16 protein-coding genes are annotated in these 14,454 nt (G+C 74.0%); 5 read left to right on the forward strand and 11 right to left on the reverse strand.

Going from position 1 to position 14,454, the window contains the following annotated elements:
- Position 1 precedes the first annotated feature (1 nt).
- Positions 2-115, reverse strand: a complete 114-nt coding sequence (locus tag ACIQTO_RS23325) for a lasso RiPP family leader peptide-containing protein (RefSeq protein ID WP_380571953.1) — start codon at positions 113-115, stop codon at positions 2-4.
- A gap of 525 nt (positions 116-640) precedes the next feature.
- On the opposite strand from ACIQTO_RS23325, the gene ACIQTO_RS23330 reads away from it, so the two are divergent.
- Positions 641-1,408 carry a class I SAM-dependent methyltransferase gene (locus ACIQTO_RS23330; protein ID WP_402391163.1) on the forward strand — a complete coding sequence of 256 codons (768 nt, stop codon included), beginning with the start codon at positions 641-643 and terminating at the stop codon, positions 1,406-1,408.
- 267 nt (positions 1,409-1,675) lie between these two features.
- On the opposite strand, the gene ACIQTO_RS23335 is transcribed toward ACIQTO_RS23330, so the two are convergent.
- Entirely contained in the window at positions 1,676-2,137 is a 462-nt protein-coding gene (locus ACIQTO_RS23335) for an RICIN domain-containing protein (RefSeq protein WP_402391165.1), read from the reverse strand.
- Positions 2,138-2,522: 385 nt separating this feature from the next.
- Here ACIQTO_RS23335 and ACIQTO_RS23340 point away from each other — a divergent pair, with 385 nt between their 5' ends.
- The gene (locus ACIQTO_RS23340) at positions 2,523-2,849 is read left to right on the forward strand and encodes a transposase (RefSeq protein WP_402391168.1); all 327 of its coding nucleotides are present in this window, start codon (positions 2,523-2,525) and stop codon (positions 2,847-2,849) included.
- Between the two features lie 9 nt (positions 2,850-2,858).
- Here the strand turns inward: ACIQTO_RS23340 and ACIQTO_RS23345 are convergent, their stop codons facing one another.
- Positions 2,859-3,839, reverse strand: a complete 981-nt coding sequence (locus ACIQTO_RS23345; RefSeq protein ID WP_402391322.1) for a CehA/McbA family metallohydrolase — start codon at positions 3,837-3,839, stop codon at positions 2,859-2,861.
- A gap of 137 nt (positions 3,840-3,976) precedes the next feature.
- Between ACIQTO_RS23345 and ACIQTO_RS23350 the strand changes: the two genes are divergently transcribed.
- Positions 3,977-4,501 carry a hypothetical protein gene (locus tag ACIQTO_RS23350; protein WP_402391170.1) on the forward strand — a complete coding sequence of 175 codons (525 nt, stop codon included), beginning with the start codon at positions 3,977-3,979 and terminating at the stop codon, positions 4,499-4,501.
- A 51-nt stretch (positions 4,502-4,552) separates the two neighbouring features.
- Here the strand turns inward: ACIQTO_RS23350 and ACIQTO_RS23355 are convergent, their stop codons facing one another.
- Complete coding sequence (locus ACIQTO_RS23355; protein WP_402391173.1) at positions 4,553-4,879, reverse strand: hypothetical protein; 327 nt, start codon at positions 4,877-4,879, stop codon at positions 4,553-4,555.
- Between the two features lie 316 nt (positions 4,880-5,195).
- Here ACIQTO_RS23355 and ACIQTO_RS23360 point away from each other — a divergent pair, with 316 nt between their 5' ends.
- Entirely contained in the window at positions 5,196-6,383 is a 1,188-nt protein-coding gene (locus ACIQTO_RS23360; RefSeq protein WP_402391176.1) for a 4-hydroxybenzoate 3-monooxygenase, read from the forward strand.
- A 139-nt stretch (positions 6,384-6,522) separates the two neighbouring features.
- Entirely contained in the window at positions 6,523-8,373 is a 1,851-nt protein-coding gene (locus tag ACIQTO_RS23365) for a methyltransferase (protein ID WP_402391179.1), read from the forward strand.
- 109 nt (positions 8,374-8,482) lie between these two features.
- On the opposite strand, the gene ACIQTO_RS23370 is transcribed toward ACIQTO_RS23365, so the two are convergent.
- The 7 genes from ACIQTO_RS23370 to ACIQTO_RS23400 form a co-directional block, all read right to left on the reverse strand.
- Positions 8,483-9,652 (reverse strand): PQQ-binding-like beta-propeller repeat protein, encoded by a 1,170-nt coding sequence (locus ACIQTO_RS23370; protein WP_402391182.1) that lies wholly within the window; start codon positions 9,650-9,652, stop codon positions 8,483-8,485.
- Positions 9,653-9,841: 189 nt separating this feature from the next.
- Positions 9,842-10,462, reverse strand: a complete 621-nt coding sequence (locus tag ACIQTO_RS23375) for an L-threonylcarbamoyladenylate synthase (protein WP_402391185.1) — start codon at positions 10,460-10,462, stop codon at positions 9,842-9,844.
- 178 nt (positions 10,463-10,640) lie between these two features.
- Complete coding sequence (locus ACIQTO_RS23380) at positions 10,641-11,063, reverse strand: hypothetical protein (protein WP_402391188.1); 423 nt, start codon at positions 11,061-11,063, stop codon at positions 10,641-10,643.
- A complete protein-coding gene (locus tag ACIQTO_RS23385; RefSeq protein WP_402391191.1) occupies positions 11,060-11,911 on the reverse strand; it encodes a class I SAM-dependent methyltransferase in 852 nt (283 codons plus the stop codon). The genes ACIQTO_RS23380 and ACIQTO_RS23385 overlap by 4 nt, the downstream gene beginning before the upstream one ends.
- Positions 11,908-12,687 (reverse strand): DUF2071 domain-containing protein, encoded by a 780-nt coding sequence (locus tag ACIQTO_RS23390; protein WP_402391193.1) that lies wholly within the window; start codon positions 12,685-12,687, stop codon positions 11,908-11,910. Before ACIQTO_RS23390 ends, ACIQTO_RS23385 begins: the two co-directional genes overlap by 4 nt.
- Before the next feature lie 34 nt (positions 12,688-12,721).
- A complete protein-coding gene (locus ACIQTO_RS23395) occupies positions 12,722-13,759 on the reverse strand; it encodes a DUF3419 family protein (RefSeq protein ID WP_402391196.1) in 1,038 nt (345 codons plus the stop codon).
- Positions 13,756-14,172 (reverse strand): DoxX-like family protein, encoded by a 417-nt coding sequence (locus ACIQTO_RS23400; protein ID WP_402391199.1) that lies wholly within the window; start codon positions 14,170-14,172, stop codon positions 13,756-13,758. The genes ACIQTO_RS23395 and ACIQTO_RS23400 overlap by 4 nt, the downstream gene beginning before the upstream one ends.
- Between the last annotated feature and the right edge of the window lie 282 nt (positions 14,173-14,454).

Consider the following 14,454-nt stretch of genomic DNA (forward strand, 5'->3'; position numbering starts at 1 on the left):
CTCAGATGAGGTAGAAGCCGTGGCCGTCGAAGACGTCGCCGATGATGAAGCCTCGGGTCAGCTCGGCGAAGTCGCCCAGCTCGATCAGCATGGGGGGCTCGTAGATGTCACTCATGGCGGTTCCTCTCATTCGATGGGGACACGCTGTTTGTCGGCCGACCGGGCGTCATCCAATCAGCGCGGCCGGGCGCCCGCCAACGGGGGCGCACGCGCGCCGCGCCACAATGCGCCACCGGTGTCCGGACGGGGTGCGGCCGGGTTCCGGGTGCCGGCCGGGCGGACACCAACCATCGCCGCGGTACGACGCCGCACGGCAGCTGATGGCACGTGCCAGTGGCCAGTCCGGGCCTTCGAACGACCACTCCGGTGACAGATTTTGACCGTTCACACGACTACCTGCTGTCACGAGGCACACGCGGACAGCTCTCGTTTCAGGCTCGATCGGCCGGATCCGCACCGGTGCGGCGGTCGGCTCGCAGGTGGACCCGACCGGAGGGCCGGAAGGTTCTCCCGGCCGGCCGTCAGATGTCCCGGTCGGCGTCCGTCGGTGAAGTGACGGACCCGAAGCGCCCGGAGGCGGGCCGGGCGGACCGCGGGAAGGCGTGGAGGTGACGGCACGATCCGTGTCAGGATGCTGCGCATGTCCAGTCGCGCACTGAGCTTCGGAGAGACGGCGCAAGCCTACGAACGGTTCCGGCCGGGGTATCCGGTGGAACTCTTCGACCTGGTGCTGGCCTACGCCGGCCGGCCGGTGCGAACCGCCCTCGAGATCGGCGCCGGGACGGGCAAGGCGACCCGACTGTTCGCCCGAGGGGGCGTCACGGTCGTCGCGACCGAGCCCGACGGGGCCATGCTCGCCGAACTGCGCAAGCACGTGCCGGCACACGTCACGACGGTGCGGGCCGCGTTCGAGGACCTGCCACCGGGCGAGCGGTACGGGCTGGTGTACGCGGCGGCGGCGCTGCACTGGACGAACCCGGAGGGGCGGTGGTCGCGCGTGGCCGCGCTGCTGGAGCCGGGCGGTGTCTTCGCCTCCTTCGCCGGGCCGGTCCAGCTCGCCGACCCGGCGGTGCGGGAGGCGGTCGAGGCGGCGCGGGCGCCGTTCCTGGAGAGCGACGAGGTCGCCTCCCCGGACGGGACGCCCGCAGGGGCCGCCATGCGGTGGCCGGGTACCGAACTCCGGCGGTCCGAGTGGTTCACCGATGTCCGGCAGAGGCTCGTCGAACGGCGCCTGACGATGAGTGCCGAGGACTACGTCGGCCATCTCTCGACCGTCTCGGCCTACCTCGTCCTGCCGGCCCCGGTACGGCGGCGGGTGTTCGCCGCGATCGCGCGGGTCCTGCCCGCGACGGTCGGGCTCGCCGCCGACATCACCGTCCATCTCGCCCGCCGACGCTCCGAGCCGTAGCGCCGCGAGGGCCCGCGGCCCCGGCGTCGGACGGTCGGCGGTCGTCACCCGACGACCCGGGGACTCCTCGCCCACGCGTGACCGCCGGGGCACCCGGGTCGGCCCGTTCGCGCAGAAGATGCTGCGCGGGCTCGCCGGGGGACCGATCGCACCGGTGGGCCCCGTCCGTCCGGTCGCCGCGCGCCGCGCGTGCCGGAGCCGTTCCCGGGGCGGGGCGGCCGGACGCCGGCCGGGCAGTGGTGCGGCCCGGCCGGACGGGGTGTCAGGTCAGAGGACCTTCCAGCCCTGGTACGGGTTCCCCTTCACGGGGTCCTTCATGTAGGCGTTTCCCTTGGTGTCCGAATCCAGGACATTCAGGTAGTAATTGTTGAGCAGCATGCTGGAGCCCCACTGGTAGGTGTTGGTCCACTGCTGGCCCTCGGGGCGCCCGCAGGAAGTCCCGCGTACCGAGCCGGCGTCGACGGCGGTGAGGCACAGCCCGGTGGCGACGCTCTGCATGCGCCCGTCGCCGAAGCGCCGCCAGTGCTGGTACGGGTTGTCCACACTGCAGCCCTTCGTGTAGATGTTGCCGCTGTGGTCTCCGTCGAGGCAGAGCGCGGTCTGGACGTTCTGGATCATCCCCGGCCCGATGCTGTTGGCGGGGGTGTCGGCCATGGCCACGGAAGGCGACAGGATGACGCCCGCGCACGCGGCCGCCAGGATTCCGGCCACACCCAGTCGTGTCTTCATCGGTACTCTCTTCCGGGTAGCGGATTGTTCTCAAAAGGCGTGCAGAGCTGATGTGCTGTCAGGTGTCCCGCCGGCACGGCCGCATTCCGGCCGCCGTGGACACCACGGGCCCACCGGGCCGGGCGCGAAGGTGCCCCGAAGAGCAGCGCATCCGTTAATAACGATCATCGTATCGACGGAGATCGGAGCCCACGGCGTGTACGACCGATCGGGCACGTCTCGGCCCCCGAGTCGGAGCGCCGGGGGGCGGAGGTGTTCTATCCTGATGGGTTGTCGTGTCCGAGTCACTGGCACAAGGGGTGTCTGGGACGGGACTAAACTGATCGTTTCACATGGTCGAGCTCACGATGGTGCGCCTGGCGGTCTTGGTCGGCAGGCTGTGCCGGTGCGCGCTGATCTTGTTCCGGACGGCCTGTGGGAGCGCGTGGCTCCGCTGCTGCCTCCCGCTCCCGAACATCGTCGTCGACACCCCGGGCGCCCGCGCGTGCCGGACCGGGCAGCCCTCGCGGGCGTGATGGGCGTGCTGCGAACCGGCGTCGCCCACGGCTCCGGGCCGGGCGAGGCCCGTTGGATGGCCGAGCGAGCCTTCGCCTGGCTTCGCCGGTTGAAACGACGGCGCATCCGCTACGAACGACGCGCCGACCTCCATCGGGGCCTGCTCGAACCGGCCTGCGGTCTCATCTGCCCATGCCGCCTGCGCACATCGTGGTGAAGCGATCAATCAGGTCAGGACGATCGGGTTGGTGAGTGCGGCGACCTGTCCGTTGGGATGACGGACCTCGATGCGGACGAACGCCGAGTCCTCCGCCGTCGTGTGCCACTGCGCGGCAGCCGCTCCGTCACCGGGGAGCGATGCGCGGTGGACCTTCCCTCTATCGGTGTGGAAGCTGACGGTCGCCGCCGGCACGCCACGTACTGCTGCCCGCACTTCGACCCGCCCCCCATGAGTCGCGAGCTGTTCGCCCACCCCGGCGAGGCGGTCGTCAACGCCGGCGGTGAACGACACGTCCACCGCCGCGGACCCGGCGATCCAGCTCCGGCCTGAGCGGATCCCGGCCAGGATCGCCCTGGTGCTCAGCTCCTCGGCGAAGACCACGGTGTGCGGGATCCCGATCTGACCTTCCAGGTGTGTGTCACTGTCGCCCATCGCCGGCCGCCACGAGCCGGTCCGGACATCGGTGGCGAGGCTCCGTCCCCACTCGGCCAGGGCGGCCTCGTTGTCGGCATTCCAGGGGCGGTCCGAAGTCCACAGCCCGTTCCACACCTCCACCACGTCGAAGCCCTGGAGGGGGAACATGAAGTCGCCCGACGGATAGGGCGCGTGGGGGTGGGCGGCCACGCACAGGCCTCCCGATCGATGGACCTGATCCAGGCGCCGATCGATCAGTCCGTCCCTGACCTGGTGGTTCCAGTCGACGACCTGACCGGGGGTGATGCCGAGCGCGAGCCAGTGACCGGTTTTCGTGGTCACTTCCTCACCCAGCATGATCAAGAAGTCGTCGGCAGCGAGGTGGGCCCATGTGTGCGGTGCCGCGGCAGAGTTGTGCTCTGTCGTCGCGATGAAGTCGAGCCCGGCATCCCGCGCCCGCAGTGCCAGCTCCTCGGGAGTGAGTTCGCCGTCCGAGTGGACGGAGTGGACATGGCAGTCCCCGCGGTACCAGCCCGCCCCGCGTCCCAGTGCCCGTACCGGCGGGAAGCTCACACTCGACAAGGGTTCTCCTCCCTCAAAGGCCTTCCGAGTGAACGTCCAGGCGGAGCAGCCGATTCCGTGACACCACCTGGCGGCGCCCCCGGTGGGACATCACGTTCTCATTCTGAGAGGGTCAGTAAGGTGCTTCGGTGGAGATAACCGCGGTGGCGATAGCGATGACCGGTGTGGCGGGGACCCTCGGGGCGGCGCTGCTGACCCAGCGGGGCGCGGAGCGGGCCAAGCGGCGCGAGCTGGAACTCGGCCAGGCCTTCCAGGAGGTCCGCGAGAACCTCGCCCTGCGGCGTGACTGCTACACCCGGCTGTACCGCGACGCCCGGCAGTTCGCGACCGCGCTCAACCGGCACCTGCTCGTTCTGAGCGCCCGGACGCCGGGTGAGGACGAGGTCCGGGCGCTGGAGGAGGCCAAGGACGCGCACCGCAACCACTGGTCCGAGACCCTGATGATCGCGCCCGATACCGTGATCGCCCCGGGCGACACGGCGAACCAGGCCCTCACCCAGGTGTACGCGATGGTCAAGCGCCTGGAGCAGGGGAACGCGGGCTCCGGTGAGACACTGCGGTCCGCCGCCGAGGCCCAGGACGGGCTGTGGCCGCTGATCAAGGTCATGCGGCACGCGATGCGGCAGGACCTCGGGGTGGGCGGGGAGATCTAGCGTCCTTCGGCGCTCCCTGTCAGGGCGCGGGAGGCCGGACCCGCGGCGAGTTCAACGCGGATCGCGGCCCATGGTGCTCGGCCCGAGTCCGATCGCCAACACGGCCATGTCCCGCAGGCGTTCGAAGTACCGCACGCCGTCCTCGTCACCGATCGACGGCAGGACTCTCCCGACATCCGCGAGGCAGGTCACCAGGACCTGGTGGCGCTTCTCGTCCAGGGACCCCGACAGCGAGGAGGAGACGCCGCCGGCGAGGTACGCGTCGAGCAGCACCATGTCCTCGCCCTCGACCACCCGGCCGCGCAGGTGCGGGGGGAAGGGTGTGCGCACATGCTCGTCCCACAGCCGTGCGAGCGGGTCCCGTGCCGGTGCACTCATGTCCGTGATCATGTCGCACCGGGCCGTTGTCGCGAGGACCGGCCCGGGGCCGCCGGGGCCGGGCCGGGAAAGGGGACGAGCCCCGCCCGGGGTGGGCGGGGCTCGTGGTGTCTCGGGCGGGTGTGCCACGTGTTCTAGACAGGTGTACGAGTCGGATCATGGATATGAGGCCGATCAGGCCGGTTGTTCGACTCCGGGTCGAGCGGGATGTCGTAAAGATTGTCGTCAAATTAGGCAATTCAGGTGACTGGTGCCCTCTCGGGTACAGATCGGTGATTATGATCCACTTCTTGTGACGAACAGTCAGAGCACCAGAATGGCAACGGAGTCGGCCGACGTCGTGGTCCTCGGCGCCGGTCCCGCCGGCCTCCTGCTGGCGAACCTGCTCCAGCGCGCCGGGATCGACTGCGTGGTCCTGGAGCGCGCCGACCGCGCCCACGTCGAGACCCGGGCGCGCGCCGGCTTCCTCGCGCCCAACACCGTTCACATCCTGGACCGCCACGGCCTGGCCGACGGCCTGCACCGGCGCGGACAGCGGCACGGCGCCTGCGAGTTCCGCACCGCGGTCGGCCGCTTCCGCCTGGACTACGGCAACCTCGGCCGGGGCGAGCAGCACACCGTCTACCCCCAACAGGACCTGGTCACGGACCTGCTGAGGCACTACCTGGAGGCAGGCGGGCGGATCCGCTTCGGGACCGAGGCGCTCGCCGTGCACGACGCGGTGGCCACCGCCCCCTCCGTGACGGTGCGGGAGACGGACGGCCGCCCCGGCCGGTGGCGGGCCAGGTACGTGGCCGGTTGCGACGGCCGGCACGGCGCGGCCCGGTGGTCACTGCCGCCCGGCGCCGTGCGCCACCGCCGGGACCACGGGATCTCCTGGCTCGGACTGCTCGCCCAGGCGCCGCCGAGCCTGGACGCCGTGGGCTACGCGGTTCACGACCGGGGCTTCGCCGGGCACATGGCCCGCACCCCGGAGGTCACGCGCTACTACCTGCAGTGCGAGCGCGGCACCGCGGCCGGAGCGTGGTCCGACGAGCGGATCTGGGAGGAACTCGACACCCGGATGTACGCCGCCGGACACGGACCGCTGAACCGCGGCCCGATCCTCCACCGCGGGGTGGTCGACTTCGAGTCCGACGTCGTCGAACCGCTGCGGCACGGATCGCTCCTGCTGGCCGGGGACGCCGCGAGCCTGATCAGCCCGTCCGCCGCGAAGGGGGCCAACCTCGCCGTCCTGGAGGCGGAACTGCTCGCCCACGCCCTGATCGACGACCTCGCGCACGGCGATCCCGGCGCCCTGGACCGGTACTCGGGGCAGGCCCTGGCCCACATCTGGCGGGCGCAGGAGTTCTCGCTGTGGATGATCCGACTGCTCCACCGTGAGCCCGCCGCTCCGATTGGCGAATCGTTCTTCCACGAATCCTTGCGGTTTTCGCGCCTCGAATCGCTGCGCACTTCGCGTACCCATCAGGACTGGTTCGCCGAGAACTACACCGGCGTCTGATCCGCCCGTCCCACTCCGTCCGCCGGCCCCACTCCGTCCGGCTGCTCGCGGCCGGCCGCCCGAACCCCCGGACGCCCGAGGGCCTGTCACACCCGGGCTCCCGGACACTCCTGAACACGCGAACGAGGAACCACACACCATGCCGACCCCGACCACGCCCCCGGACACCGACGACGCCACCCGCCTCCTCGCGGCGGCCGCCTTCGTCCGGGACCAGGACAGCACGACGCTGCTCCGGCTCCTGCTGCCCGGCCTGAGCGGACCGAGCCTGCGGGCGATGGCGGAGCACTGCCACTTCGCGCACGCCGCGGTCCTGGTCTTCCCACCGGACCAGGAGGCACTGCACCGTGAACTGGCCGCCTGCGGCCTGGCCGCCGGCGCGCCGCCGACGCCCAGCACCGTGGTCCGCGACCGGTTGGCGCTGCGGCACGGGCACGACGCGGCGGGCCTGGACGTCGCCATCCTGCGCCCGCCGCTGCGCGGTCCGCGCGGCGAGGCCCGGGTGGTCGAGGTGTTCGCGCTGGCGGTCCCGCCGGGTTCCGACCTGGCCCCGATCGCCGCGCACGAGCGGGCCGCCCAGCACGAGGCCCACCTCGCCTTCGAGGTCGGATCCGCCGACCCGCTGGTGCTGGACGGCCTGTGCGCGCTCCTCGCCCGGCACGGCGCGAGCCCCGACGGTGGCGGGTACAACCCGCACGAGGACGGCACCGTCCTCTACTTCACCGCTCCCGCCGGGGCGCGGACCGGGTACCGGCGGCTGGAGCTCCACGTCGCGGGCGCCCACCCGGACACCCTGGCCGCCCACCTGGGCGAGCCCGCCGGCCTGCCACGTGCGGACGCCGGCCTGCCCGGTGCGGAGCCGGGCGGGCGGGGCGAGGTCCCGGCGCAGGGCCGCCCGCACCGGCCCGCCGAGCCGGACCGCCGGGCTGAAACGCTCCTGCACCTGCTCACCGGCGCCTGGACGACCCAGGCCCTCGCGGTGTCCGCCCGCCTGGGAGTGCCCGACGCGCTGGACACCCGTACGGGGACCGGCGCCGAGGCGCTCGCACACCGGATCGGCGCCCACCCGGAGAGCCTCGCGACCCTGTTGCGCTACCTCGTGATGCTCGACGTCGTGGCGGAGCACCCGGACGGCTTCCGGCTCACCGGGACGGGCGAGCTGCTGAGGGCGGACGCCCCGGGGTCGATGCGGCCGCTGGCACTGATGTACGGCGGCCCGTTCTACCGCTCCTTCGGGGAACTCGGGCACACCGTGCGGACCGGACAGGCGGCCTTCGACCACCTCTTCGGCGAGAACCACTTCGACCACTTCGCCCGTGACCCCGAACTGGCGGAGCTGTTCGACCGGTCGATGGCCGCGAGCGCCCGGATGTTCGAGCCGCTTCCCGCGCACCCGGTCCTCACGGCCGCGGGCCGGGCGACCGTTCCCGGCACCGTCGTCGACGTCGCCGGCGGGAACGGGGAACTGCTCGGACGCGTCCTGACCGCGCACCCGCGCCTGCGCGGCGTCCTGCTGGAACGCCCGCACGCCGTCGCCGCCGCCCGCGGGGCGATGGACGCGGCCGGCTTCGGCGCCCGCTGCACCTACGTCACGGGCGACTTCGCGGACGTCCCGCCGGACGCGGACGTCTACCTGCTCTCCCGGGTGCTGCACGACTGGGACGACGAGCGGTGCCGGGAGATCCTGGGCCACCTGGCCCGCGCGATGCCCGCCCGCGCCGACCTGCTCATCGTCGAGCGGGTGCTGCCCGCCGACGGCTCGACCTCGCTGGCCACCGCGTGGGACCTCCACATGATGTGCAACACCGGCGGCCGTGAACGCCGTGCCGACCATTTCGCCCGGCTCCTGGCGGACGCCGGCCTCGAACTCGTGGACGGCTCGCCGCTGCCGCTCGGCGCCACCGTCCTGCACGCGCGCAAGGCCGCGGTGCCCGCCCCCGCCCGGTCGGCGGACCGGGTACCGGCCCGGTCGGGAGCGGACGGCCGGTAGGCGGTCCCGGGGCGTCGGCGGGGGGCTTGTGGGTGGGCGTGCGGCGGTCCGGCGGCCCGGCGCCTATCCGGGCCGCCGGACGTGACCTGCCGCCGGCGGGGCACCGGTGTCAGGCGGCCGCGAGGGCGCCGAGCGCGTGGACACCGGTGCGGCTGCCGCGGTAGACGGTGGTACCGGCGGCGGCCAGCGAGACGTGGGTGTACGAGGTGCCCGGCGGCCGGTGCTCCGGTTCGTCCTGCCAGCGGAGCCGGCCCGTCGCGAGGTCGAACGCGTACAGGCTGTCGTCGTTCGTCCCGACGTAGGCGGCGCCGTCGGCGGTGGTCATGGAGCTCTGGCCGCGGCCGAGGCCGGCGGCCGTGACGGTCGTCCAGCGGGTCTCACCGGTGTCCGCCTCCAGGGCCGTGAGCCGGCCTCCGCTGAGCAGGCAGACCGTCCCTTGGGACACCGCGGGCGGACAGCTGAGCCCGTGGGGCTGCGAGCGGCGCCAGAGCACCCGGCCGGTCGCCGAGTCCAGCGCGAGGACGGCCGGGTTCCGCATCGCCGTGTCGCGGTCGGCGAGGTAGACGACGCCCTGGTGGACGACCGGGCCGCTGTCGGTCTGCACGGTACGGACGGTGTTCTGCTCCCACCGTTGCTCGCCGCTCTGTGCGTCCAGCGCGAGGAGCCCCGCCGACCGGCCGGGAACATACACGCTGTCGCCGGCGACGGCCGGCACCCCCGAGATGCCCGGCCGACTGGTCCAGCGGAGTCCGCCGTCGGCCGCGTCGTGGCAGCGGAGCGAGACTCCGTCGGTCGCGAGCACGCCGCCCCCGCCGACGGCGGGGGCCTGCTGCCACGCGAAGTCACGCCAGTCGGGCATCGGCAGCTCCCACCGCACCTGCCCGGTCGCCGCGGTGAGGACCTGTACGCGGGTCGGGGTGGTCACGCACACCACGGCGTCCCCGACGGCCAGCGGCCATCCGCCGTAGCTGTCGACGGCGTCGGGAGTGTCGACCGTCCTGCTCCAGCGAACGGCACCGGTGCGCGGGTCGAGGGCGCTCACGTTGCCGTCGTACCCCGAGACGTAGAGGCTCTCCCGCGGGTCGGCGGGCAGGGCGACCCGCCCGCCCGGGGTCGCCGTGCTCCAGATCCGGGGGCCGCGGACGGTGTCGCGTCGCACCCACCACGCGGCTCCACCGGCGGTCGCGAGCGCGCCCACGCCTCCGGCGGCGCTGAGCAACAGTCGCCTGCGGCTGACCCGGGGCTGGAGGGGCTGGTTCTGCGGTTGATCCGTGTTCACACCAGACACGACTTCAGGCACCCGCCGGCGGTTCCCTCGTGGGCGGTTCCCTCGTCGGCGGAGCGGCGCGGTATTCGCCGCCTGTCCGTCGGCTCGCTTCCCGAGGCCCGGGGCCCGGGGCCGGGCGCCCGCGGCACGCCGCCACCGCCGAGGGCGGGGCCCGTCAGCGCTGCCGGCCGGCCGGTGCCGTCACTCGAACCGCGCCGGGTCGCCGGCCCCGCGCCGGACGATCTCCGCCTCGCCGCTGGAGAAGTCGACGACCGTGGTCGGCTCCGTCCCGCAGTCGCCGGAGTCCACCACGGCGTCCAGCACGTGGTCGAGCCGCTCCTTGATCTCCCACCCCTGGGTCATCGGCTCGCTCTCGCCGGGCAGGAGCAGGGTGCTGGAGACCAGCGGCTCGCCGAGTTCGGCGAGCAGGGCCTGGGTGACGACGTGGTCGGGGATCCGGACCCCCACCGTCTTCTTCTTCGGGTGCATCAGACGGCGCGGGACCTCCTTGGTGGCGGGGAGGATGAAGGTGTAGCTGCCCGGCGTGGCCGCCTTGACGGCGCGGAAGACGGCGTTGTCGATGTGGACGAACTGGCCCAGCTGGGCGAAGTTCTCGCACATCAGGGTGAAGTGGTGGCGGTCGTCGAGCCGCCGGATCGACCGGATGCGTTCGAGGCCCTCGTGGTCGCCCATGCGGCAGCCCAGGGCGAAACAGGAGTCGGTCGGGTACGCGATGAGGGCGCCGGAGCGGAGGCTGTCGGCCACGGTGCCGATGGTGCGGGCCTGGGGGGTCTGCGGGTGAACGTCAAAGTACTTCGCCATTGGCCGACCCTATACGGCATCCACCCGATCGCCCGGGGTCGGCCCGCGGGGGCCGGGGCGGTGGTGGCGGCCCCGGCACCGCCTGACGTGGCGTGCCACGGGAACGACGGCGCCCGCCTGCCGGGCCGCGCCGCCGTGCCGTCCGGGGCAGGTCCGGGACGGCACGACGGCGAACGGCCTACACCACCCGCCACAGTGCCCACGCGAAGACCGCCGTCACCCACGTCCACAGACCCGAGAAGGCGATGTGGCCCAGGGTGCGGAGAGCGTCGCCCCGCCAGAGCCGGGGCGGGAACACGGTGAACTGGAAGAGCCACCTGGTACCCCAGAACACCGTCTGACCGGCCAGCAGCGCGGTGCCGAGCGGCGAGCCCGCCAGGAGTTCCCGGCCCAGGAGGAGCGGCAACAGGCCCAGCAGGACGCAGGTCAGGCCGATGAAGAAGAGGTGCGCCCAGGACACCCGACGGGTCATCAGGGTGCTCCCGGCCAGGTCGGCGGGCCAGCCGATCACCCGCGGCAGCACCGCGTGGCAGAGGCCGACGCCCACCAGCACGGCGCCGACCAGCCGCAGTTGCACACCCAGGTCGAGGAGTCCGCTCATGCCGCGGCCCGCCGGAACGCGAAGGCGGTGACCAGACCGGCGATCCGCCGCTCCGTCACCGGGCGCAGGCCCGCTCCGGCGGCGTGGCCGAGCCAGGTGGCGCGCGGCAGGAAGTGCCAGGCGCCGGGGCCGTAGACGGCCAGGTTCGCGGCGTCGCGCAGATGCTCGACCACGACGAACGTCCCCCCGGGCCGCAGCACCCGGGCCGCCTCGGCGAACAGGGCGGCGCGGTCCGCGGCCCGGCGCAACTCGTGGGCCGAGAACACGGCGAGCACGGAGTCCAGCGACCCGGTCGCGGCGGGCAGCGCCCCCGGCCGGGCGGGCAGGCTCCCGGGCACCGGCGGCACCCGGCGGCGGGCCCGGCGGATCGAACCCTCCGTCATCAGCGCCGGGTCGTACAGGTCGGCGGTCCGCTGGGGCGCGGCCGGGTGACGGGCCGCGACCGGCCGGCTCGCCTCGTCGAGGCCCGCCGTGACCACGAGGTGCCGGCCCGGACCGTCCGGCAGCAGGTCGTCGGGCCAGGTGTAGCGGTGGAGTTCGGATCGGTCGTAGACGCACCAGGTGGCGGCGGTACTGGTGGCGAGCAGCCAGCCCGCCGTGAACGCGCCCGCCCGCACCAGCCGGGCCGCCCGCGGGGGCAGCCGCCGGGCCAGCACCCAGCCCCCGCCGGCCGTGAGGGCCCCGGCGGCGTACAGCGGCCAGTTGAACCCGATCACCTCGCGCACCCCGGAGGGCCGGTGGTGCCGGTGGACGGTGCTGCCGGTGCTGCCCGTTCTGCCGGTGGTGTCGGCCGACGGCCGCGGCCGGTCCCCGTGCTCCTCCCGGCCCGCCGGACGCGCGCCGCTCACCGCAGGCTCCCGTCGAGGGCGCGGCGGCTGCCCGCCTGCCACCCGTAGTCGAGACCGGCGACGTGGAAGGCGTTGGCGAGCACCGGTCGGCTGCCGGCCAGCGGGCCGTGGTCGAAGAACGTCAGCCGCGGCACCTCGACCGCGACCGGTACCGGCTCCCAGCGGGCCCGGGTGGCCTTGACGACGATCATCGACCCGGTCTGCGGCTCGTACTCGAAGGTGTAGGGCAGCGGCCCGGCGAACCGGCGGGCGGCCCGGGCGCCGGCGAACGGGCTGCCGGGCGGCAACGGTGCCGGTTCCGCCGCCAGTTCGGCCCGCACGTGCAGGTCGGCCAGGCCGTCGGCGCTGCGCACCTTGAACTCCAGGGTCGAGCCGACGACCCGGCTGCCGATCCGGGCGAGCCGGTAGTGGTAGCGGGTGAACAGGTTGCCGCCCGCGACCATCAGCCGGTGGCCGGTGTCGCTGCGCAGGATGCGCAGTCCGCGCATGGTCCGGCCGCCGGGGGTGGGGAAGCGGGTGAACACCCGGTACCCGGTGAGCACGTGGTCCGCGCCCAGCCGGGCCGGCAGCCCGGCCGGCCGCAGGCCGCGGGCGTCCACCAGGGCGGCCGCGACGAAGCCGTGCTCGGTGCCGTCCGGATCGGTGTACGTGTCCAGGGTGAGCCCCGGCGGCACCAGCGGCGCCAGGCGCTCCGGCGGCAGTGCGTAGGTGAGGACGAGGGAGTGCGCGAAGTGGGTGCGCATCGGGAGCGGGTGGCGTTGCAGCAGGTGGCGCACGGTCAGGCCCTTCGGGAGGCGGGGCGGGCGGGGTTCACGGCCGGACCACCCGGACGACGCCCCAGAGCAGTGAACGGTCCTCGGCGGCGGCGCCGGGGCCGGCGGGGCCCGGTTCGCGGATGCTGCGCAGGACGGCGACGCCGTGGGGCCGCACGGCGTGCCGGACGGCGGCGCGCAGCCGCCGGGCGAAGGCGGGGCCGGGGCCGTCCAGCACGTTGGAGAGCGTCACCGCGTCGTAGTGGCCGGCGGGGGAGCGTTCCAGGTGCTCGACGACGTCCCCGGCGAGCTGCAGGGCGGCGCCCCTGGCCGGCTGCTCGGCCGCGGTGGCCCCGGGGGCGGTCCGGTCACCGTCGGGCAGGTCGGCGTCGGTTCGCTCACCGCCGGGCAGGTCGGCGCAGACCAGGTCGGTGTCGGGCAGCTCACGGCCGAGCAGCAGTCGCCAGGCCCAGGGGTTGGCGGCGTTGGGGTGCCGGGCGAAGCCCCGCGCGAGCCGGGTGCGCAGCACGGCGTCGAAGCGGTCCGGGACGACGCCCCGGAAGGCCGGCCGCAGGCCCCCGGCCAGGGCGCCGGCCGGCCGGAGGGAGGCGGTGAGGAACAGCCGCAGCCCGGGGGTGTCGAGCACCTGCCGCCAGTGCCGGGCCTGTTCGGCCGGGTCGTCCAGGCGCAGGAACCGCTCCAGCCCGGACGGGCGCCAGGCGGGCAGCAGCGTGCCGGCGGCGGCGCGGCCGGCGGTGAGGAGGCGCTCGGCCGAGCCCGGGACGGCGGGTGCTCCGGCGTGGAGCCGGCCGTGGGCGTAGGCGAGCTGGGCGGGATTGAGGTCCACGGCCGTGACCTCGTAGCCGGCGGCGGCCAGCGCGGCCGCGGTGTCCCCGGCCGAGGCGATGCACAGCACCCGGGCCCCGGCGGCGGCCGGCGGGAAGGCGGCCAGTTCGACTGCCGGATCCTCGTACATCCGGCCGAACAGGACGCGGGGCTGCCGGGCCTGGACACTGAGCAGCCGGCCCTCGGCCCACGGCGTGGCGGCGGGGGCGGAGGCGTGGGCAGCGGTATGGGCAGCGGCGCGGGCGTTCATGCGGCGACCGTCGCGGGGTGCGCGGGGCGGGCCGCGGGTGTCGGGCGTGCGGCGGCGACCGTCCAGATGAGGGCGAGGAAGACCAGGTCCTGGACGACCAGCCGGCCCGGCTCGGGGATGTGGTCGGCTCCCACCAGCAGTCCGCCGGTGTTGAAGCCGGCGACCAGCGCGGTCTGCACCAGCGCGGCGAGCCGGGGCAGGCGCCCGCTCAGCACCCAGACGCCGAGGGCCAGTTCGGCCAGGCCGATGGCGACGAGCAGCACGGCCGCGGCGCCCTCGGGCAGCAACGGCAGTCCCTCGACGATGGCCCGCTGGTCGGCGCGGCCGGGGAAGATCTTGCACCAGAGGCCCTCGTACCCCCACATCAGTGCGATCGCCAGGGCGGCGCAGCGGGTCTGCCAGGGTGTCGGCACGGCGGACGGTCCTTTCTGCCGCCGCCCGGGCAGGGCGCGCACCGGGGCGCGGCGGGGTACGGCGGGACCGTCCGGCACCCGTGCTCGGGGCCGGTCGATCCTGCTCGCGATCATCATGGCGCACAACTTTGAACATGTTCAACTCTCCTCGTCGGGTGTCTCCGGATGAGGCCCGGATGCTCCGTGGGCCGGCGCGGCCGGCTCCCATCGCCGCGCGGTGCCTTGGCCGCGGTGCCCTGGCCGCAGTGCCGCCCGCTACCCCGGGGTACCCGTACGGCCGTG

This window comes from Kitasatospora sp. NPDC091207, assembly GCF_044768625.1.
GTDB lineage: Bacteria > Actinomycetota > Actinomycetes > Streptomycetales > Streptomycetaceae > Kitasatospora.